The sequence below is a fragment of the Acidithiobacillus sulfurivorans genome (assembly GCF_018853815.1).
GTDB classification, from domain to species: Bacteria; Pseudomonadota; Gammaproteobacteria; order Acidithiobacillales; family Acidithiobacillaceae; genus Acidithiobacillus; species Acidithiobacillus sulfurivorans.
Genome location: NZ_JAAOMP010000116.1, coordinates 71,589 through 92,558, shown reverse-complemented (window position 1 = coordinate 92,558; position 20,970 = coordinate 71,589). Strand labels below are relative to the sequence as shown.

General features: G+C 52.2%; 18 protein-coding genes and 1 pseudogene. All 19 read right to left on the bottom strand.

Translation table 11 applies throughout. The features are described 5' to 3' along the window. Window positions 1-26: 26 nt before the first annotated feature. The 19 genes and pseudogenes from HAP95_RS10095 to HAP95_RS10010 all read right to left on the bottom strand — a co-directional run bounded on the left by HAP95_RS10095 (window position 27) and on the right by HAP95_RS10010 (window position 20,959). Window positions 27-1,301 carry a flagellar hook-length control protein FliK gene (locus HAP95_RS10095; RefSeq protein ID WP_215884095.1) on the bottom strand — a complete coding sequence of 425 codons (1,275 nt, stop codon included), beginning with the start codon at window positions 1,299-1,301 and terminating at the stop codon, window positions 27-29. 58 nt (window positions 1,302-1,359) lie between these two features. Then, window positions 1,360-1,800 (bottom strand): flagellar export protein FliJ, encoded by a 441-nt coding sequence (gene fliJ, locus HAP95_RS10090; protein WP_215884094.1) that lies wholly within the window; start codon window positions 1,798-1,800, stop codon window positions 1,360-1,362. A 6-nt stretch (window positions 1,801-1,806) separates the two neighbouring features. Next, window positions 1,807-3,174, bottom strand: a complete 1,368-nt coding sequence (fliI, locus tag HAP95_RS10085) for a flagellar protein export ATPase FliI (protein WP_215884093.1) — start codon at window positions 3,172-3,174, stop codon at window positions 1,807-1,809. Beyond that, complete coding sequence (locus HAP95_RS10080; protein ID WP_368356577.1) at window positions 3,171-3,923, bottom strand: flagellar assembly protein FliH; 753 nt, start codon at window positions 3,921-3,923, stop codon at window positions 3,171-3,173. The genes fliI and HAP95_RS10080 overlap by 4 nt, the downstream gene beginning before the upstream one ends. A gap of 13 nt (window positions 3,924-3,936) precedes the next feature. Then, window positions 3,937-4,947, bottom strand: a complete 1,011-nt coding sequence (gene fliG, locus HAP95_RS10075) for a flagellar motor switch protein FliG (RefSeq protein WP_215884091.1) — start codon at window positions 4,945-4,947, stop codon at window positions 3,937-3,939. Next, window positions 4,934-6,640, bottom strand: coding sequence for a flagellar basal-body MS-ring/collar protein FliF (gene fliF, locus HAP95_RS10070; RefSeq protein WP_215884090.1), 1,707 nt, complete (start codon window positions 6,638-6,640; stop codon window positions 4,934-4,936). Before fliF ends, fliG begins: the two co-directional genes overlap by 14 nt. A 36-nt stretch (window positions 6,641-6,676) precedes the next feature. Beyond that, the gene (fliE, locus tag HAP95_RS10065) at window positions 6,677-7,000 is read right to left on the bottom strand and encodes a flagellar hook-basal body complex protein FliE (protein WP_215884089.1); all 324 of its coding nucleotides are present in this window, start codon (window positions 6,998-7,000) and stop codon (window positions 6,677-6,679) included. 55 nt (window positions 7,001-7,055) lie between these two features. Then, a complete protein-coding gene (locus HAP95_RS10060) occupies window positions 7,056-8,420 on the bottom strand; it encodes a sigma-54-dependent transcriptional regulator (protein ID WP_215884088.1) in 1,365 nt (454 codons plus the stop codon). Between the two features lie 5 nt (window positions 8,421-8,425). Then, window positions 8,426-9,631 (bottom strand): sensor histidine kinase, encoded by a 1,206-nt coding sequence (locus HAP95_RS10055; protein WP_215884087.1) that lies wholly within the window; start codon window positions 9,629-9,631, stop codon window positions 8,426-8,428. Beyond that, complete coding sequence (locus HAP95_RS10050; RefSeq protein WP_215884086.1) at window positions 9,631-10,701, bottom strand: sigma-54 interaction domain-containing protein; 1,071 nt, start codon at window positions 10,699-10,701, stop codon at window positions 9,631-9,633. The genes HAP95_RS10055 and HAP95_RS10050 overlap by 1 nt, the downstream gene beginning before the upstream one ends. 12 nt (window positions 10,702-10,713) lie before the next feature. Next, window positions 10,714-11,277 carry a PilZ domain-containing protein gene (locus HAP95_RS10045; protein ID WP_215884085.1) on the bottom strand — a complete coding sequence of 188 codons (564 nt, stop codon included), beginning with the start codon at window positions 11,275-11,277 and terminating at the stop codon, window positions 10,714-10,716. A 32-nt stretch (window positions 11,278-11,309) separates the two neighbouring features. After that, window positions 11,310-11,690: a flagellar export chaperone FliS gene (gene fliS / locus HAP95_RS10040; RefSeq protein WP_215884084.1), complete on the bottom strand. Its 381-nt coding sequence runs from the start codon at window positions 11,688-11,690 to the stop codon at window positions 11,310-11,312. 17 nt (window positions 11,691-11,707) lie between these two features. Continuing rightward, entirely contained in the window at window positions 11,708-13,657 is a 1,950-nt protein-coding gene (gene fliD / locus HAP95_RS10035; protein ID WP_215884083.1) for a flagellar filament capping protein FliD, read from the bottom strand. A 34-nt stretch (window positions 13,658-13,691) separates the two neighbouring features. Continuing rightward, window positions 13,692-14,084 (bottom strand): hypothetical protein, encoded by a 393-nt coding sequence (locus tag HAP95_RS17150; protein ID WP_226832708.1) that lies wholly within the window; start codon window positions 14,082-14,084, stop codon window positions 13,692-13,694. A gap of 86 nt (window positions 14,085-14,170) precedes the next feature. Then, window positions 14,171-15,781: a flagellin N-terminal helical domain-containing protein gene (locus HAP95_RS10025; protein ID WP_215884082.1), complete on the bottom strand. Its 1,611-nt coding sequence runs from the start codon at window positions 15,779-15,781 to the stop codon at window positions 14,171-14,173. Window positions 15,782-15,921: 140 nt separating this feature from the next. Continuing rightward, window positions 15,922-18,282 carry a glycosyltransferase gene (locus HAP95_RS10020; RefSeq protein WP_368356578.1) on the bottom strand — a complete coding sequence of 787 codons (2,361 nt, stop codon included), beginning with the start codon at window positions 18,280-18,282 and terminating at the stop codon, window positions 15,922-15,924. Window positions 18,283-19,071: 789 nt separating this feature from the next. Beyond that, a pseudogene (locus HAP95_RS17505) lies at window positions 19,072-19,410 on the bottom strand (glycosyltransferase family A protein); the annotation flags it as partial. A 14-nt stretch (window positions 19,411-19,424) separates the two neighbouring features. Further along, complete coding sequence (locus tag HAP95_RS10015; protein ID WP_215884080.1) at window positions 19,425-20,552, bottom strand: DegT/DnrJ/EryC1/StrS family aminotransferase; 1,128 nt, start codon at window positions 20,550-20,552, stop codon at window positions 19,425-19,427. Beyond that, a complete protein-coding gene (locus tag HAP95_RS10010; RefSeq protein WP_215884079.1) occupies window positions 20,549-20,959 on the bottom strand; it encodes a sugar 3,4-ketoisomerase in 411 nt (136 codons plus the stop codon). Before HAP95_RS10010 ends, HAP95_RS10015 begins: the two co-directional genes overlap by 4 nt. Window positions 20,960-20,970: the final 11 nt, after the last annotated feature.

Sequence of the window (20,970 nt, the reverse complement as noted above, 5' to 3'; positions counted from 1 at the left end):
TATGGAGTGTCAGGACATTGCAAGATTCATGCAAAAGCATTGATCAGGCCCAAATGCACTCTGAGAATAGTGGAAGGCGCAGTACTATCCAGCGGCTCTGTCATGGATTTGACGGTGCCTGCCGGGGCTGATCTGTTTCTAGAAAAAAACCGTCCACCGCCATCTGCACCCACATTGGCTTGACCAAGACTCATACCCGCAGCGGCAAAGCTTTGTTGTAACTGCGGGATGGCCGTACTTATAGCCTGCAGAACCTCCGGATGCGGCGATATAAAAGTCGCATTTGCCTGTCCATTGGCCTGAATATCCAAATGCACTTCCAGAGGACCTAAATGCGGCGGATTGAGCTGTAATGTTGCCTGTTGAATACCCTGACCCAACAGAAACTGAACCTGCTGCCCCAGAGCTTCACCCCACTGCGGATTGGCACCGACCGGAGCTGCCACAACCTGCGCAGAAGGCGTAGATGCAGCGGGTGGCAACATAATCGTGCTGGCAAGTAACGGCGGCGCACCATTACCTGCAAGGCTGACGCCCGAATCAGAAACGGTCTTCAATAATTGCGTGGAGGGATCGGCCCAGGAATTACTGAAAGCACTGGATGCGACAGATTGCGCGCTGGTATTGGAACTCGCAGCGAAAGCCTGAGCGAGATTCTGCAGAAAATGTCCGACAATTTGCGAAGATGATCCATCCTGAATGGCAGAATGCGCTATTGAAGCAGTTAATTTTCCGTCCGTAACCGGGTGATCAGCATCTGCTATCTGTAAAAGACCCGGTTGCGAAGATCGGTGCAAGACGGACTTGTCTGATACTTGTGCTGACTGATTTCCGAGGCCATCCATATGGGTAACAGCGTTACTCTCTGCAGAAACGTCAACAGACGAAAGTGCCTGACTGGAACCCGGCGGTATGATGACAGGTAACGGCAGCACCATACTCGGCAAATTTTCTGTCATGGTAATAGACGGGTTGACTGATTGATCCTTGGATTTTTTATGGTCACTGTCTTTGGCAACGGATCCATTTTGACCCCTCACATTTGACTGCGGCTGCGGCAAACTTTTGCCGCTTACGGATTGCACAGAATACGCCGCGTCTGCCCGCGCGGTTTCAGCTGAGGGTTGCGAATGCTCTGGTGAGTTTTGCGGCGGCTTTTCCCGGGATTGTTGTTTTGCCATGACCGCAGCAAATTTTATACTGTCGGGCTTTTCATTACCTGCTGGCGCAGTGACCTTGCCCACGGGGTTTGGGGCAGGGCTTGATGAAGACACGGGGTTGACGATGCTTACCGCTGCCATCCGGATAAATCCTCAGCTTAAAAATATCAGACAATACCCAAGCAAATTTCACACCAGCTTATTGACAACCGGGGCGACGATTCGCCCATTCATCCAGTTCTTTCTGAATTTTGCGCAATTCCAGCTCATGTTGTTCTATCTCAATACGGCGTGCCAAAGCGGCAAAGCCTTTTTCCTGCACACGGGCAGAGGCCCATTCAGATTGGATTTGCGCCACGCTTTGCTGTTGACGTAGGGCATTTTCCTTCTGAATCTGCAGAACCTGCTCCAGTTGATGAATAAAATTACGGGTATCCAGAGCCTGCGCACTGAGGATTCCTGAAGTCTCGGCAGCAACCGCCTGTTTTCGATACTGCTGCAGATAGTTTTCCAGGAGTTGCAACTTCTGCTGCACTTCATTCAGTAAACTTCGCTGCTTCCCTAGACGAACAGCAATTTCTTTCTGTCTTTTATCAGCGTCTTCCCGCAAAAATAACAAGACGTTCTGGCGACTCATCATCTATAACTAACCCTCTTCCATATATGTTGCCATGATCTGTGCCAATTGCTCCTGACTACTCTGCAAAGGCACGGACTGCTGCTGATTCTGGCGGAGAAATCCCAGAATCGCCGGATAAGCACGGACTGCCTGATCCAGCAATGGATCCATGCCCGGTGTATACGCGCCCACCGCAATCAGATCCTGATGTTCGCGATAACGACTATAGAGACGTTTTAGACGATGCAACTGATTGATCTGAGCAGCAGGCACGATGTTGGGCATGACCCGACTGATGGATGCTTCCAGATCAATTGCCGGATAATGGCCCTGTTCCGCCAAACTGCGCGACAAAACCAAATGCCCATCAAGAACTGCCCTGGCATTATCGGCAATAGGGTCCTGTTGATCATCCCCTTCCATCAAAACGGTATAGAAAGCCGTAATACTCCCGCCGCCTACCGGGCCATTGCCCGCCCGTTCCACCAGTGCTGGCAGCCGCGCAAAAACGGAAGGTGGATAACCCCGAACGGCGGGTGGTTCGCCGACTGCCAGGGCAATTTCTCTTTGCGCCATGGCATACCGGGTCAGTGAATCCATGAGCAGCAAAACATGCTTACCCTGGCTACGATAGTATTCGGCTATGGCCGTTGCCAGATGCGCCCCACGAATTCGGGTCAAAGCCGGAACATCGGCAGGCGCTGCGACCACTACAGCGCGACGCAATCCCTGGACGCCAAGAATATCTTCTATAAATTCCTTGACTTCACGACCACGTTCACCAATCAGCCCCACCACAATCACGTCAGCATCGGTGTTTCGCGCCATCATACCCAACAAAACACTTTTGCCGACACCACTCCCGGCAAAAAGCCCCATACGCGCGCCGCGACCAATGGTAAACAAGGCATTGATGGCGCGCACCCCAACATCCAGGGGGCGATTAACCGGGGCACGCTGCATGGGATTGATGTTGACACCCAATAGAGGCACGCGGATGAGCCCTGACACCGGGCCAAGGCCATCCAGAAACTGACCCTGCCCATCCACCACACGACCCAGAAGACGTTCGCTGACGCTCGCCTGCGCTTCCCCGGACAAGGGTTGAACCCGGGCACCAGGCCTGACTCCATGCAAATCACCAGCAGCCATCAACTGCAGTTTTTCGTTGTGAAAACCTACCACTTCGGCATCAATACCGCGTTGATTGCTGGCTTCCACCCGGCAGCGGGTACCGACACTCACATCAAACCCTTCGGCTTCCAGAACCAGTCCCACCATGCGCACCAGGCGACCGCTGGGTAACAAGGCGGGGAATGTTGCAGGTAATCTTTGCGTATAATGATTCAGGGCGTCTCCCCACAATTTTTGACGATCAGTAAAGCGCAACATCATACCGAAAGCTCGCCAAATAAGTGTTCGAGGACGGCACGCCAGCGATTTTCCAGACGCAAATCAAGCTGAGTGGCCGCATGATCCAGATCCCGATCCTGCCAACGGCGGTCGGGTCTAGCCGCATTACCATCCAGGCCCGCAGAAACCAGGACGCCACCCCGTTCGATTTGGGCATCAGCAAGCAGATCCACTCCCTGGTCGGCGAGTTCGGGCATCAGACGCTGCAGCATATCCACATCATCAGGATGCAAACGGATAACCGGGTTGACACTCCGCAGGGGTACTGCACGCAACGCTTCCTTCAACAAGGGTAGCAAGACTTCCGGGCGCAGCCGCAATTCGTGACGAATAACCTGGCGGGCAATTTCCAGAGACAGCGCCAGCAAGGATTGCTCAACACTCGCATCCAGGGCCTGTAAGGGCGAAAAAAGACCGGAAAGAATATCCTGCAAAGAACGCCTTTCAGCTTCTGCCCGGGCTAGCCCCTCTTTATAGCCTTCGGCCTGCCCCTCTTTATAACCTTGCTGATAACCCTGTTCATGTCCTTTCTGCTCACTTTCCGCATAAATGGCCTGGAGTTGTTCGGCAGTTGGTAAAGCGATGGCGGCAGCAGAAAGGGTTTCGCCTTCTTCCGGGGGCGAGCCTATCTCACCTTGGGAAGCTGTTGAAAAATTTTTGACCTCCGGCAATTGCCAGCGCTGTACCTGAGCACTGCTGTCTCTGGAGATGATCTCCGCGCGCTTATTCACAGGGAATGCCCAATCACAACATGGCCTCGCTGCTGCCACCACCCAGACTGAGCTGACCAGCGGCATCCAGTCGTGTAGCTATCTGCAAAATCGCCTTCTGACTACTTTCCACCTCACTGACCCGCACCGGACCTTTTGCTTCCAGATCATCGCGCATCATTTCTGCCGCACGTTTGGACATGTTGGCAAAGAATTTTTCGCGCAAGGCGGCATTGGCGCCCTTCAGTGCTGTCACAAAACCATCCGAGGGAATTTCGCGCAGTAACACCTGCATACTGCGGTCATCCAGCTTGATCAGGTCGTCAAAGACAAACATTTTCTCCTGGACCTTGTCGGCCAACTCATCATCGGTCTCACGCATGTTGTCGAGAATGCTCGATGAAAGACTGGTTTCCAGCCGGTTCAGAACATCAGCTGCCGCTTTTGGTCCACCCAAGCTGGCCACCTGCAGACTTTGCGCTTCACCGGAAATCTGTTCCTCCAGAATTTCATTCAGCTCACGAATGGCAGCAGGCTGCACCGTTTCCAGACTGGCCAGACGCATCATGGCTTCACTGACCAATCGATCAGGAAGATGATGAATGACCTCTCCCGCCTGCTCCGGCTCCATATAGGCAAAAATCATGGCAACCACCTGGGGATGCTCCAGTTTGATCAAGTCGGCTATGGAACGGGCATCCATCCATTTCAGATTTTCCAGACCACTGGCATCACCACCATGAAGAATCCGATCAATCAGACTACCCGCTTTATCCGCACCCAGAGCCTTGGTCAACATGGTCCGGATATACTGGTCACTACCCACGCCCAGAGAAGTCTGACGCTCCAGTCGGGAACGAAAATCCGAGAGGACTACCTGTACCTGGTCCGTGGAAATGTGCGACATCCGGGCCATTGCCGCACCGAGTTTCTGCACTTCTCGCGGTCCCAGGTGGCGCATGACTTCGGCAGCTTCATCCTCACCGAGACTCAACAAAAGAATGGCACTACGATCTATGCCACTGAGGTCTTCACTCGTGCTCATTAGATAACCATTCTTTGACAACCTGCGCAGCTCTGGCAGGGTCTTGCATGACCAGCTGCCGGGAAACATACAAATCTGTTTCCAGGGGGTTACCGGGAATATTGACCTGCTCGCGAATGGCTTCAGCATTAGCCATTGCTGCTGCTGATTCTGGCGAGGAAGCCGGGGCCCCATTCACGGATTTTTCTCCTGATTCCATATCCGCGCTCTCCATGCTGGGTTCCTGGCGCGCACGGCGTTTTAAAAGCGGGCGGACAACACCAAAGTAGAGGAGTAATGCCACAAAAAGAATGACCAGATAACGCAGCCCGCTGTTCATGAGATTCAGGAACCAGGACTGCTGCCACCAGGGCAAAGCACTTGCCGCTGACTGGGTAGTGAAAGGCATATTGACGACTTTGACCGTATCGCCACGTTTGGCATTATAGCCAATGGCATCTTCCACCAGCTGCTGGATTTGCGCCAATTGCGCTGTCGATAAAGGTTTTGCCTTGACGGCACCCAGAGCACTTTCGGAAACCTGATCATCGACGAGAACTGCCACAGACAGGCGTTTGACGGTTCCTACCGGCAGAACCGTGTGCACAATGGTCTTGTCCACATCGTAGTTGGTGGTCGAATCCGCGCTGCTTTCGGTAGGTGCCAGCATTTTCAGCGTGGGGGCCAGAGCAATAAGTGCTCCGGGAGACAAATTGGAAGCCACCGGCGCAACCAAGGGGGCTACCGCCACTCCGGGAGGTGTGTTGGAGAGCGCTCCAGGAACCCCATAAGGCCCCGAACCACCGGTTCCAGAACTGCTATGGGTCTGCTGGCTAAGAATCTGACCTTTGCCATAACTCACCGAACTGCTTTCACTTTTGGCAAAATCAATATCTGCCGACACGGCTACGCGCACACCTTTGGCACCGACAATAGGGGTCAAAATAGCCTGAATACGTTTTTCGTATTGCTGGTCCACGCTACGCTGATAAGCCAGCTGGGAAGGTTGTAATCCGTTATCCGCGTTGCCACGGGTGCTCAGTATATTGCCATGCTGATCCACTACCGTAACATTTTTATCCAAGAGCCCCGGCACGCTGGCAGCAACCAGATGAACAATGCCGGCCACCTGGGCACCACTGAGTTCGCGACCAGGATACAGGTTCAGCATCACCGAAGCCGTAGGTTTTTCCTGCTCGCTCAGGAATACCGAGGGCTTGGGCATGGCCAGATGTACTTTGGCGCCTTCCACAGAACTGAGGGAGGCAATGGTTCTTTCCAGAGAGCCTTGCAAAGCACGCTGGTAATTCACATGCTCCACAAAATCACTGGTACCCATGGGTTCATGGTCCAGAATGGCAAAACCCACACCGGCACCTTTGGGTAACCCGTCTGCAGCCAACTTCATGCGGGTCGCATAAACCTGATTGGCTGGTACAGAAATGACTGCACCACCATCGCCAATTTGATAGGGCACATTCAGCTTCTGTAACTCGGCAATAACCTGCCCACCATCACGATCCGAAAGATTGGTGTACAACACCTTGTACGAAGTGCTTCCGTTCATGAAAATTACGGCAATCAGAACGGCAAGCACAGCAGCCAAAGCTACCAACACGCCCAGACGTCGATTCGGCGGTAACTCCTGCCAGCGTCGCTGCACTTGTGCTGCTCCGCCCGCCAGGTTGAGATTCGTCGCGGTTTCAGTCGCCATCAGCAGAATCTACGCAAGTGCCCGAAACACATGGAATCATGCCTGTATATTCATGATGTCCTGATACGCAGAAACCAGCTTGTTGCGCACCTGAAGCATGGTCTGAAAGGAAAGATCCGCTTTTTGCGAAGCAACCATCACTTGACTGAGACTGACCGACTTGTCGCCATTGGAAAAATCTGATTGCAATGCATTCGCCTGACTTTGTTGATTATTGACCGACCCAACCATGCTTTTCAGGGTGTTGGCAAAATCATCCGGACCGGCAGTGGATTTATCCGGCACTTTGACACCCTGTGCCTGATCGGCCAAAGCGCGCAACTGCGTCATCAAGGAATCCAGGGAATCTACACTACTCATGGTCGCACCTATCGTTTATTTTTCCTGAAACTTACAAGCAATATCCGAGCCAGTTTTATCCCAACTCATAACCGGCTTCCCGAAAGCGCTGGATTTTATGACGCAAGGTCCTGGGACTAATGCCCAAACGCTCTGCGGCCTGAGTTTTTGAACCGCGACTTTGGCTCAAGGCCAACGCAATGGCCTCACGTTCATGATGCGCACGCAGATCATCCAGGGCCACAACGGTGTCTGCTGTTTCTACCACCAATGTAGCACCCGCCTCAGGCAAAGGTATGCTTGCAGATGATCCCTGTAAACCCAGATCATTTATCTGAATGTCATTTTCTACCGAGAGAATGAGCGCTCGTTGCAGGGCATTTTCCAGTTCGCGCACATTGCCGGGCCATTCATAAAAGTAAAGCTGCTGCTTTGCTGCCATACTGAGCCCTTTTACGGGAAGCCCCATCTGCTGACAGTGCCGCCTTAACATATGCTCGGAAAGCGGCAAAATATCCGCCTGGCGTTCGCGCAATGGCGGAATCTGTATAGGAAAAACCTGTAGACGATAATACAGGTCTTCCCGCAGAACTCCTTCCGCCACGGCCTGGCGCAAATCACGATTACTGGTGGCAATCAGACGAATATCGAGGGTAATGGTCTGCTTGCCTCCGACCCGCTCCAGCTCACGCTCCTGCAGCACCCGCAGTAATTTGGCCTGCAATTGAACAGGCATTTCTGTCACTTCATCAAGCAGCAGTGTCCCGCCCTGAGCCTGCTCAAACTTCCCGGCACTACTCTGCGCCGCACCCGTAAATGCCCCTTTTTCATGCCCAAACAAAGTGGCTTCGAGAAGGGTTTCCGGAATGGCCGCACAATTAACCGCAATAAAGGGCCCCGTCTGACGACGACTTTGCTGATGAATATAACGTGCCAATACTTCTTTCCCGACACCGCTTTCGCCCATCAGCAACACAGTGGCATCCGTAGAAGCTACCTTTTTCGCCATTTCCAGCGTCGCCAACATGGCCGGAGACTGCGCCACAGGTCCTTGGCGATCGGCTGGCAAATGCGGAATAGCAAATTTACGCAGCTTTTCCAGCAGAACATCTACTGTAAATGGTTTCACCACATAATCTACCGCACCATTTTGCAACGCCTGCACAGCCTCGGAAATCGTACCCCAGGCTGTCATCATCAATACCGGCGGTGCATCATGTTGTACGCTCAAGGTTTTCAAAAGGGTATAACCATCCATAGGACGCATCTGCACATCACTGACTACCAGATCAAAAGACGTAGCCGCCAGCAGGCGTAATGCGGCCGTTCCATCTTCCGCCCATTGCACCCGATAGCCTTGATCATCCAGCGCCTCCTGCAAGGCTTCAGCCAGATATTCATCATCTTCAACCAGTAAAATACGCGCCTGGTACTGCTCCATGCTTCCTACTCCTGACTCATTGAACCGCTGGGCAATGGCTGAGCAACCTGCCATAACGGCAGAAGCAGCACCAAGCAGGTACCAGGAGATACCTTTTCCAGCTCGATACTTCCCCCCATGGCCACCACAAAATTACGGGTAATAGCCAAACCCAATCCGGTGCCATCCCGACGAGTGGTATAAAACGGGATGAAAATCCTTTCCTGATCGGCTTCAGCAATACCCGGGCCAAAATCCCGAATGCTCAAGCGCAAGATACCCCGATTAACTTCTTCAAGCCTCATACTGACTGCTTGTCCAGGGTTGCTGAAAAGCAGCGCATTATGCAGGACATTGGCCAATACGCTGACCCAGGCAGCCAGGGTTCCCGTCAAAAACCAGTCATCCCGTGCAACCCCAATCTCCAGAGTGACATTTTTTTGACGAAAATGTGGATCCCATTCCCGCTGCAAGGCATGGAGAATCGCGATCAATGCCACAGAACCACTTTCCTGCTCCGCACCTCGCAAAAAACGCAGCATAGCATCAATGGTCGCATCCAGATGTTGCAACCTTTCCAGCGAGCGCTGCTGCTGCCGCGCAAAATGTTCGGGACCGCGTTCAAATTGCAGATGCGAAACAGAGAGCAGCGCTGTGGCCAAAGGGGTACGTAACTGATGCGCCAGTCCCGCCATCGTTTCGCCCATGGCCGCCAGACGTTCCCGTCGTTGGGCGGCCTCCTCACGGGCGCGCGCCGCTGTCACATCCTGCAATAAAATCACCTGCCCACCCTCACCCGGCAGCGCACTCACGGCAAGCGTCACCTGTACCGGCTGATCCCTGTCTGGCCCGCGCAGCAGCAACCACTCCTCCCCGGAACCCGACATGGGTCTGGGTTGCAAGGTCTGCCAGTCCGAACCACGCAAATCCGCACCCAGCAAACGAATCGCTTCCGGATTCATTTCCACAATCAGCGCCGCATGGTCCACCACCAATACCGCGCCCGGGAGCATTTCCAGAAGCAGGGCAAGACGTTCACGCATTTGTTCCTTGGCTTGCAGTTCGGCGCGAAGACGCACATTCGCCTCTGCCAGCTCTGCGGAAAGGCGTTGCACTTCCTGCTGCAGAGTACCGTAGGCTTCCGTCAGTTCTTGTGAGGTTTGGTTGAAGAGTTTGAAAGCTTCGATAAGACTCGAAGCATCAGGCAAGGGCGGGGAGCCATCATCAGACATTAATGATCCATATCCCTGATCGTGTTCAGTCCGTATTTTTTCAGTTTCTCGACCATGGTCGTCCGGCGCAGTCCCAAACGTTCCGCAGCACGGGCAACAACCTGATCGCACATAGCCAGCGCTTGCAGCAGGAATTCCTTCTCGATTTCTTCCAGGTGCAATTTGAGGTCAAAGGGCGGCTCCGGCAAGCTCCCCGAAGGCTCTGCCCACACGGCGGCAAGACTTTGCCGTTCATCTTGCAGCTCTAAATTTTCCACACTACGCATGCGGGCGGGCAGATCCGCACAGGAAAGCGTCTCACCACCATGCAAAATCACCAGCCTTTCTGCCAGATTGCGGAGTTCCCGGACATTCCCGGGCCAATCATAAGCATCCAGGACCCGCAGGGAGTCTCCCTCAAGCTTAACGGCGAGATGACCTTCCGTGGTCAACTTATCCATAAAATAGGCGAACAGCAAATGAATATCACCCGGACGATCGCGCAGGGGCGGCACGCGCACCGGAAAAACATTCAGACGATAATACAGGTCTTCTCTGAAGCTGCCTTCCTGAATCCGCGTCTCCAGATCACGATGCGTAGCGGCCACTATCCGTACATGGCTCGCCAACACCCGTGCACCACCCACCCGTTCAAATTGTTTTTCCTGAAGCACACGCAGCAGTTTCACTTGCATTTGCGGACTCATTTCGGCAATTTCATCCAGAAAAAGAGTCCCGCCCTCGGCCAGTTCAAAACGGCCTTTACGCGCAGCCAAAGCTCCCGTAAAAGACCCTTTCTCATGCCCGAAAAGCTCGCTTTCCATCAATTCTTCGGGAATCGCCCCACAATTCACCGCCACAAAAGGCCCCTGACTACGCAAGGAGTGCTGATGCAGACAGCGGGCGATAACTTCCTTACCAGTACCCGATTCACCCAGAATCAAGACGGTACTGTCTGTTTTTGCCACTTTGGCCAGCATCGCTGTCATGCGCTGAATAGGCACACTGTTGCCAACCAGCCCGCAGCTTTCGCGCGACAGGCTGCGCCTCTCCAGAGTCGACCCGGTTTCCGTGCTTACTTCAGTGAACATAACAAACGCCTGTCATTCTGCGGAGAAATGATGATGATCTTTTTGCCGCGCTATGGAACGCCGATGATGACGGAATATTAGTCGATCCAGTGATTCTTGCACGCGCGCGTCTAGCGCAAAGTGCAAATGATAACGAAATCGCGTTTCTGGGCATGCCTCCGGCTGAATCACTGACATGCGGAGGATGCCCGGAAGAAACAAAGGCATGGCAATCCTAGGGCGCAAAAAAAGGGCCACACAAACCGGGCCATTTTCATGGGGAAACTCTGCTGAAGACGCTGCCTCCCAATACAAATCCTCTGCACCCAGCGAGCAGGAATAACAAGGTGGCAAAGGTTCCAGTCCTTGTATGCCCTTACCCACCAGGAGTAGCAGCAAATCGATTTTGGTCTCGAGGCTGCTGATGGCTTCCCGGTTGTCATCCTCCACCAGCAAGTGATCATCCATCACCAGCAACGCCTTGAGAAGCGCCATATTATCCAGCATCAGACGACTGCGTCGCGCAGTGTCTACTTCACCCTTCTCCAGACTCAGGGGAAGCACCTCTTCCAGTACCACGGCATGCTGCTCCAGCATCAGTCACTCCTTCAGATGCGGAAAGTTATGCCTCAGGAATGACCCAGCAATCCTCTCCACGCATCGCGCAGATCTACCAGCACCGGCTGGCAGGCATCCAGCGCCTGCAAATCATCAAAAATATTGGCTTGTGCCAACTGATTTAACAGGAAACGATAAAGACTGTCGAGATTTTTGGCAATTTCACCACCCTCCTCAAAATTCACGCTGGCTAAAAGATGCGCTGTCAACTGGTAGGCCTTGTCCATGGAAACGGCCTTGGCACTTATGTCCTTGGCTTGAATCGCCAAATGGGCGCGCCGAATATATTCCAGTACACCTTCCAGACCCAGCAAAACCAGCCGGTCACTGGATACCCCCTGATTGCCAACCTGCTTATAAGCCTGCATGGCGGCGACTGTCGCTAAACTCATGGCTTAAAAAACCTCCCTTAACTACTGGAGCTCGAACTGGAACTGGACGAGCTGGAACTAGTGGAAGAATAAAACGCATTTAGATACTGACCAGTGGACTGCAAAGAAGACAGTTGTGACTGCATGGCGGCAAACTGCTGCGTGAGCAAAGCGGTCTGATTGGAGGCTGACTGTTGCAACGTCGTAATCTGCGCACCCAGACCATTGATGGAAGAAGTTATACCGTTCTGGGCGGCGCTCACAAAACCACTTTGGGTATTGAGCGCCGAACTCAGCAGTGTACTCATCTGCTGGTACAGGCCCTGACTGAGGGTTACGGCTCCCAGATTTCCCGTGCTGTTTCCGGTAATGTTGACCTGCAAACCAGAGGCATTCCCCGGACCGGTGACCGTCAGGGTCTGACCGGAACCACTGGTACTTTGACCATTAATCGTACCGGCCACATCGGTACCGGTAGCCGTCAACAAGCTGGTACCGATCCCGGTACCGCCAGAACCTGCAGCCACATTGGATTTTACGGTGAAAGACTGGGCGCTCCCGTAAGCATTGGACTGCAATTCGAGATAACCATTATTGGCACTGGCGGTAATACCCGTCATACCCGACTGCTGCAAGTTATCATTGATGGTATTAACAATATCATTGAGGGTGCTGCCCGAACTCAACGAAACCACTACCGAACTGGCCCCCGACCCAAAAGTCAGACTTTCACTCTGAAGAATGCCGCCGGAAGGAATGGCAGCACTCCCCGATGTGCTGGCCTGGGTCGCAGTCTGACTCACATTAATGGCATAAGTCCCTGCCTGCGTAGCGCTGGTCGCCGTCAGATACTGGACATTGGCATTGCTGGTACTGCCCGCCTGACCAAACAGGCCCGCTACCGTATTAAAATCAGCAGAGAGCGCTGTAGTCAAAGTGCCGGTATTCAGACTGATCGTACCACTGCTGGTGAGCCCCAAACCCACACTGCCCAGGGAGTTATACGAACTACCCGAAGAGATCCCGATACCCTGTCCGGAAATCATATCCAGCAACTGGGTCCGCAAACCCTGCACCGAAGCATCACCCAACAAGGGACCGCCAGAACCAGCCTGAGCATTATAGGCGGTCAGCTGGTTGATGGTGCCCATGGTCTTATTGAAAGCGCTCACAAAGCTCTGCACACCCGACACAAAACCACTATTACTGCTGGAAACCTGCAGGGTTGCACTACCGCTGGCTTGCAGCAAATTGAGCGTCACTCCGGGAATAGCACCGGAAATCGTATTGGTTGTACTGGTAACCGGCAAACCGTTAATGCTGACACCGGCATTTTGAGCCTGTTGGCTCAAGGTCATGGAACCTGATGCGCCATTGCTGTAGCTGAGAGAAGACAAGCTTCCCGTTGCACCACTGGTACTGACCGAAAAAGCACTATTCACCCCCGTACCCTTTCCGGTCAACGTCAGGCGATAGCCCGTACCATCATAGACGACGGCGGCATTCACTCCGGTGTTGGCTTGATTGATAGCACTGGCAATGCCATCCAGACTGTCATTGGAGGCGTTGATCGCCACATTCTGGACAGCACCACTACCCACCTGAATTTGCAGGGTACCGGTACCCACTGAATTATTGGTGGCGCTGGTAAAATTGCTGGAATAAAGACTCTGGGACTGCGCCAGAACCATATTACTCAGACTGTAACTTCCCTGCGGAGCATTGGCTGAAGCCGTAGCCGAAGCCGCATTGTCATTGGAAAGGGACACGCTGCGATTATTGGTATTTCCCAGATTCTGCAAGCTGCCCATGGCCGACTGCAAACCGGAAAGACTGCTTTGCAGGGTACCCCAGGCACTTAAAGTAGTTTGGTAAGATTGTTGCTGATTTTGCAGGATAGTAATAGGTGCCTGATAGGCCGCACTTAAATTCGTAATAAGTGACTGGACATCAATGCCACTGACCAAACCAGATAGTGAAGCGGTCATAATCTTTACTCCTGCACAATAAATTTCAAAAAATTCAGGCCTTGGTACGCATCAGGCTACCGGGTTGCAATGTGTCTCCGGTTTCAGCACTTTTCACAACCTGTTCGGCCGGTACGTAATATTCAAAAAATGTTTGCTTGGTAACTTTATCACTGAGTTTCACCAGAACCTGTCCGGGATGGGTTCCGTCCGGGTCCAGACCAGCCTGTAAGGTAACGGAAGCACTTGCTGGTAAATTATTTTGTAATTTCTGAATAACCTGTTGCACTTTTTCAGGGTGCAGCGTTGTGTTTTTGGGTGTTGTTAAAGTTGTATCCAAAGTATTTTGCTGCGCTGTTGGCGGTCGTGTCGGCGGTACATTCGCCTCACTTCCCTGCTGCGTATCTGACGCTGCACTTCCGGGTATAGATAACAAACGCTTTGCCATAGAGAGAGCATCCATATTGATTCTCCACTGATAAAACTCTCCCACCCTGCAGAAGTGGGAGAGAAACTGATTAAAGCATCATTTCCTTAGGGCAGAAGCTTGAGGTAGCTCTGCTGCAAGGAGTTTTCCTGCGCCAGGGTAGAAATACCTGCCTGCTGCAGAATCTGATACTTGGTCAACTGCGAAGTCGCCTGCGCAATATTCGCATCCTGAACTACCGACTGCGCAGACTGCAGGTTGGTAGCCGTAGTCTGATCATTGGAAACCGAAGCCTGAATCCGGTTCTGGATAGCACCCAGACTACCGTTTTGCTGGTTCAGATAGTTGATGGCCTGATCGACAATACCAATAGCCTGCTGGGCACCAGCGGCGGTGGTGACGTTAATACTCGCAACAGCCGAACCACCTGCACCAGAAACCAGACTGGCCGCCTGAGAACTAAAGCCGATTCCGCTGGCGTTACCAATGGCATAGGAAGATGCCGACTGGAATTGCACAGCACCCTGGATGACCAATCCGCCGCTGCCTGAAGAAAAGACACCGCCAACACCGACAGCACTCCCGGTTGCATTAGACACTGCCTGCAGTTTTGCCGTTGACCCAGTACTCATGCCAGAAGTGGCTGTACCAGTCCCTGCCTCCATCACAATATTGCGGCCCTGGCTTTGTGTAACAACTAATTCCTGCGTTCCATTCACAGTCTGAGTACTGGCAGACACACCGGTTATGGCTGCCTGATTGTTGATAGCGGTAACCAAAGAGCTCAAATCCAGTTGACCACCAGCACCGCTGGTAATGGTAGCCGAAATATTCACGGCATTGGATACACTTCCGCTGGAGCCATTACCCAGACTAAAACTCACACTGCCTGTAGCAGTGACCTGAAAGGCTGCACTGGTGTAAGCCTGAGCATTAACCCCTGTCTGAGCAGAAACCGCATTGACACTCTGAGCCAGACTATAAGCTGATTCACTGGGGCTTGACACGCTCACTGACGCATTGCCCACCGAGCCAGAAATGCCAAGGCTGTTAGTAGCGAAATTCCCGGCTCCACCAGCACCTGATGCTGCACCACTGCTTAGAGTAAATGCCCCACCAGCAGCATAGCCCCCATCAATGAATGCCCCAGAGGTAGAGGAATATGCGCCATTGGCCTGACTGGTCACAGTAGTCGCGTAATTCCCCATCGCATTCGTTTTGGTATCTCCAACCGCCACGTTGATAATCTGGTTAGAATTGGCCCCTACCTGGAAGGCAGCACCCGCAAAAGTGCCATCCAGCAAATTTTGGCCATTGAACTGGGTCTGGGTAGCAATGGTTTGCACCTGCGCCAGCAACTGACTGACCACGCCCTGGAGGGCCTGACGGTCTGAAGTGGTGTTGGAAGCATTGGCTGCCTGCACCGCTGTAGTCCGAATCTGCTGCAACAGGCTGGTCTGGTTCTGAATGGCACCTGTAGCGGTCTGCACCAGAGAAACACCCTGGTTACCGTTAGAAACCGCCTGATTCAACCCATTGATCTGGGTCTGAAAACGCTGGGCAATGGCGTAACCCGCAGGGTTATCCGCAGGGCCGTTGATGCTCTTGCCGGTGGACAACTGCTGAAGATACGTATTGAGACTTCCTTGCGTACCATTCAAAGCATCCAGCGTACTTAATGCTGAGGTATTGGTGTTGATAATTCCTGAAATTGCCATGATTGTGCTCCTTTCTTAGGGTTGAAATGGCATCCTTGCCAAGCCGTACTTACTCTGTACATTACCTATAACGGCACCCTAGCGAAAAAACTTGAATTGATTAAGGAGATAACCTTTATGAAGGCAGCGGGCTTTGATTCTCAGGGCAGCCAGGCCGCCAACCAGTCGTCCAGATGTTCCTCCAGCAACCAGTGGGCGCGCACAAATTCCCGCAAGCGGTCGCCCGCCGCTTCCAGAGCTTGTCGATCGGCAATCTGCTCACGGATGGCCCGCATCCAATCGCGATAGCGATTGGCGACCCGGGTGACGGGGAAATCTCCCTGATAGGGAAAAATATCTGAACAAATCACCGGATAGCCGAGCATCCCGTATTCCAGAATCCGCAGGTGGCTTTTGGCTTCATTAAACGGGTTATTCTCCAGAGGAGCCAAAGCCAGATCCAGATCCAGGCTGGCCAATTTGCCGGGATATTGGGGTAACGGCACTCCCGTATGGAACTCATGCACATAAGGACGTAGGGCATCAGGGCAGAGGCCGAAAAACACCCAATCCACCTCTTCCGCCAGATCACGCACCACATCGGCGATCATTTCCAGATCGCCCGTGTGCCCTACACCACCGGCCCAACCGACCCTGGGCTTGGCCGCACCGCGTCGGCGAGGCTGCAGGGGGCCCCAAATGGCGTCTTCAATGCAATTGGGTTGAACGCGAACCTCGTCGGCAAAGCCTTTGTAGGCGTTGGCAAGAGGCTCTGTCGCGACCACCAAGCGGTTGCAGAGGCCCGCTGCCTTGCGAAAACGCTTGGCGATATCCTTGTGTATTTGCGCCTTATGCAGGCTTTTCACCGGCAAATTGGTGATCAAGTCATCGATTTCAAATACCCGGAAGGTTTTCAGCAGTTTTTTATGCCGCTCCAACGCCTCGATCTGTGGCCATTCCATTTGCCGCTGCAACACAATACTTTCCGGAGAAAAACGCTCCATTTCCGCTGGCTCAAAAATCCGCATGGTTTCCCAGCCCTGCGCCCTACCCGCCTTTTGCAAGGCGCGCATAGGGGAGATGATTCGATATTCTCCACAGCCCTCCCGATCCGCAGGATGCACCAGAATACGCGGGCGCGGTCGCCATTCCGGGTCCCAGGTCAGGGCAGCCTGATCTTCGAGCAGAAAATCCGTACTCGCCAGACTCAAATGGCGATTATAGGCGGGATCAAATGCCAGTTGTGGCAGCCATTTCTGATAAAAGGCCATCTTTTCGCCCGCAAAGCGCTTTTCTTTTTCGGGGCTGGGTTTTTTCTCGACTTCACCGCGCTGACTGGCGGAACCTTCATGGAGGAGCATCGCCCAAGGAGTAAAAACAATTTTATGACCGGCTTCTCGTGCCTTCAGGCAGAGATCAATATCGTTGTAGGAAACCTGAAACTGTTTTTCATCCAGCCCACCCAACTCTTGATATAAGGATTTCCCAATAAGCAGGCAGGCTCCCGTCACTGCCGATAAATTCTGGGTCAGCATGGCCCGGCCAAAATAGCCCCGATATTCGGGTGGCTGACCAATGAAGGGATGTTCTGCCGGCCCGCGCATTCCCAGAATCACGCCGGCATGCTGAATTTTGCCATCGGGAAAAAGCAACTTTGCGCCGACAACACCCACCTCCGGACGCAAAATCTGGCTGACCATTTCATCCAGCCAGTCGTCATGCAGTGCCGCCGTATCGTTATTGAGCAAAAGGACATAATCGCCGCGTGCCTGTTCCACTGCGCGGTTATTCATGGCCGAGAAATTAAAAGGACCGGGATGCCTGAGTACGCGCAAGCGGCCACCCAATTGCTCCTCCTGGGCCGCAAGCATGTCCAGATAAGTGCGCGCCTCAGCATCATCGCTGTCATTATCGACAATGAGAATTTCATAATGCGCGTACTTGGTTTTTTCGATCAGCGATTCTACACAACGCTGCAAATAGCCCAGTTGATTGCGTGTGGGAATAATGATGGAAACCAGAGGGGTGCCAGTCAGGGAGTAGCGAACGCGAGTGGACGGTGGGAAAGGTCCTGGAAACACCTCCGCAGCAATATTCAGGCGCTGTAAATGCCTCTGCAAGGCAGCTTGACTGACCTGGAGTATTTCCTCAACGGACTTGTTACAGTGCCCGCCACCCTGCAAACGATGGTAGAGCACTTCAGGAATATGGCCAATACCGGCGTCACCAATTTTTTCCCAGGCCCGCAGGACGAAATCATAATCTTCTGCGCCATCGGCTTGAGGATCAAATCCATCGAGTTCCTCAAATAGTTCTTTTTTAATGACCAGCAAGCCACCTATGTAAGGGAGGCTTCGTAAGTAGTCGATGTTGAAATCGGGCTTGCAGTGCGGATTGACGTGCTGACCATCGGGCGTGAGGGAATCTTCGTCGGTGTAGATGAGTTGCCATTCGGGATGGTTCTGGATGGCCATCTGGATACGGAATAAAGCGTCTGGGGCGAGTTGGTCGCCGGCATCCACGATTGAGATAAAATTTCCGTTTATATCATTTAGGGCTGAATTGAGAGTGGGTACTACATTCTCCGTGGTTGCCGTTTGTTTGATCAAAACTGGTGCTAACCACTGATCAGATAGATTTTGCCACGACTTCCTCAGTCGTTCATTATCGTTACCACAAAGTAACAGAGAAGCGTGCGAAACATCGGGCTTAGTTCTCATTATCTCCTTTGCCCATTTTTCTTCATAAGGTAAACAGCGTGTGTCCAGATGCCAAGGGATAATGGTCTCACCCAATATGAAGTCAGTGAATGTCACCGGAGACGGAAGATTCTTAACCACCGATTTCAAGGTCAGTCTCAGCTCTTGATAGCGGTTCTGAAGTTTGAGTAAAAAGTCCACGTTACCTACCCGAAAAGCGTCCAAGGCACGTTGTTGCAACAAGGATCGGTAGCGACGCTGACGAAACTCCGGGTTATCTTTGCTAGGGTCACTAATGCCACCATGTCGCCGATAGTTAAGAAGAGGGCGATCAATGTAGTGGTACGCATCAGTAAGCAGGGCACGAAAACCTAGAACCAAATCCTCATAAACATCCTCGAAAACGATCGGCCCAAAATCAGTCATCAAGGATCTAGTAAAACCTTGACTGGCACCAATGTGCAAAGTGTCGGCGAATGCAACCTGTAATGGGTCCATATTCATCTGCACAATAGGTGGCACCCACACAACTGGGTCTCCGGAATCAATCACATTAACGGGGCCATGACCCAGGAAGTACTTGGGCTGCCCAAGTCGAATATACTCGTTGGCGAAGGTCTCCACCCTATCAGGAGCTGATAGATCATCCCCTGCATTACCCACAATCAGCTCATTTGAAAGATGTTCAACAAGCAAATTAAAATGCCGAATAAGTCCTAAATTGACTTCATTCCGCCTAACGACAGCGCGTCGCACTCGGTTTGTCTGTTTTCGGCAATCTTCAATTGTCGCTAGCGCCACTTGATATGTGGTGTCCGTGGAGCAGTCATCACTAATAATAAGTTCATCAATTGGATAAGTCTGTGCAAAAATAGACTTGATGACATCGCGGATGTATCCGGATTGATTAAATGTAAGGATACCGACTGAAACCTTGACTAGTTCATCCATGGTTATTGGTGCCTCTATGAATAATGATTTCTCTTTTTTGTGGAGCTAGTTTTTACTCGTTGTATTGCTTCCATAACGTATTGAGCTTGTCCTACTGTCATCGTCGAATTTATGGGTAGGCTGAGCACTTCATCATGTATTCTTTCAGAAATTGGAAGACTTAACATTGCGTTATCCTGATACGCATCCTGTTTATGTGGCGGTATAGGATAATGAATCAAGGTACCGATGCCCGCCTCACTCAAGCGTTGTTGCAGTTCTTTTCTATTAGAATGTCGGATTACAAACAAATGCCACACAGGCTCTACATACTCAGGCACATACGGCACAATTAATCCCATATCTTTCAAGCCGTCAAGATACATTTGAGCAATCACACGCCTACGCTCATTCCAATTATCCAGATATTTGAGTTTGACTCGTAAAATTGCAGCCTGCAACGAATCAAGACGGCTGTTGTAACCCCGAACCTCATTTATGTATTTTACGCGCGAACCATAGTTTCGCAGCTTCTTGATATGATCCGCGATATCGGGATTATTTGTCGTCACCGCCCCGCCATCACCCAATGCCCCCATGTTCTTGCCGGGATAGAAGCTCCACGCTACAGCATCACCGTGCCCACCAAGTCGTTTCCCCTTGTAACGGGCCCCATGCGCCTGAGCAGCATCTTCCAGCACCTTGATACCATGTAGGCGAGCAATATCCAGAATAGGATCGAGATCAGAAGGCTGCCCATACAAATGGACTGGCAGAATAACCTTGGTACGCGGGGTAATTGCGGCCTTTATGAGAGTGGGATCAATATTGTAGGTGGCCTCCAAAGGCTCCACAGGTATTGGCGTAGCTCCACACTGACTCACAGCAAGCCAAGTGGCAATATAGGTATTCGAAGGCACTATGACCTCGTCACCCGGTCCAACCCCCATGGCCAGCAGAGCCAGATGGAGTGCGTCTAAGCCATTACCGACACTCACGGCGTGTTTTGTTTCACAATAGGCCGCATATTCGATCTCAAAGGCCTCAACTTCCGGACCGAGAATATAGCACCCGCTGTCTAGAATACGATTAATAACCGTATCGATCTCTTCTTTAAGCTCAAGATATGCGGCACGAAGGTCTAGGAAAGGGACAGTGATCATTGCAACCCTTTAGCAGCAAGATACTCAGGATAGTCTCGGAAATAGTCTGACTCGTCATACCGGTTGGAGGCCAGCACCATGCACACCGAACCAGATGAAAAATTATCCAGTTCACGCCAAATCATCGGGCAGATATAAAGACCGTAATATGAGCGGTTGAGATGAAAGCGTTTCTTCTGGTGACCGTCACCAATCACCACATCGAAGCTGCCTGACATGGCAATGATAAGCTGGTGCAGTTCTTTATGGGCGTGACCACCGCGCTCCGCACCACCAGGGACATCGTAAAGGTAGTACACCCGCTCAATTGCAAATGGAATATGGCAGTTAGATTCAATAAAGGACAGATTACCTCGCTGGTCATGAATTTTTGGTAACTCTATTATTCGACAATATTCAAGTATCATTTCCAAGCTCT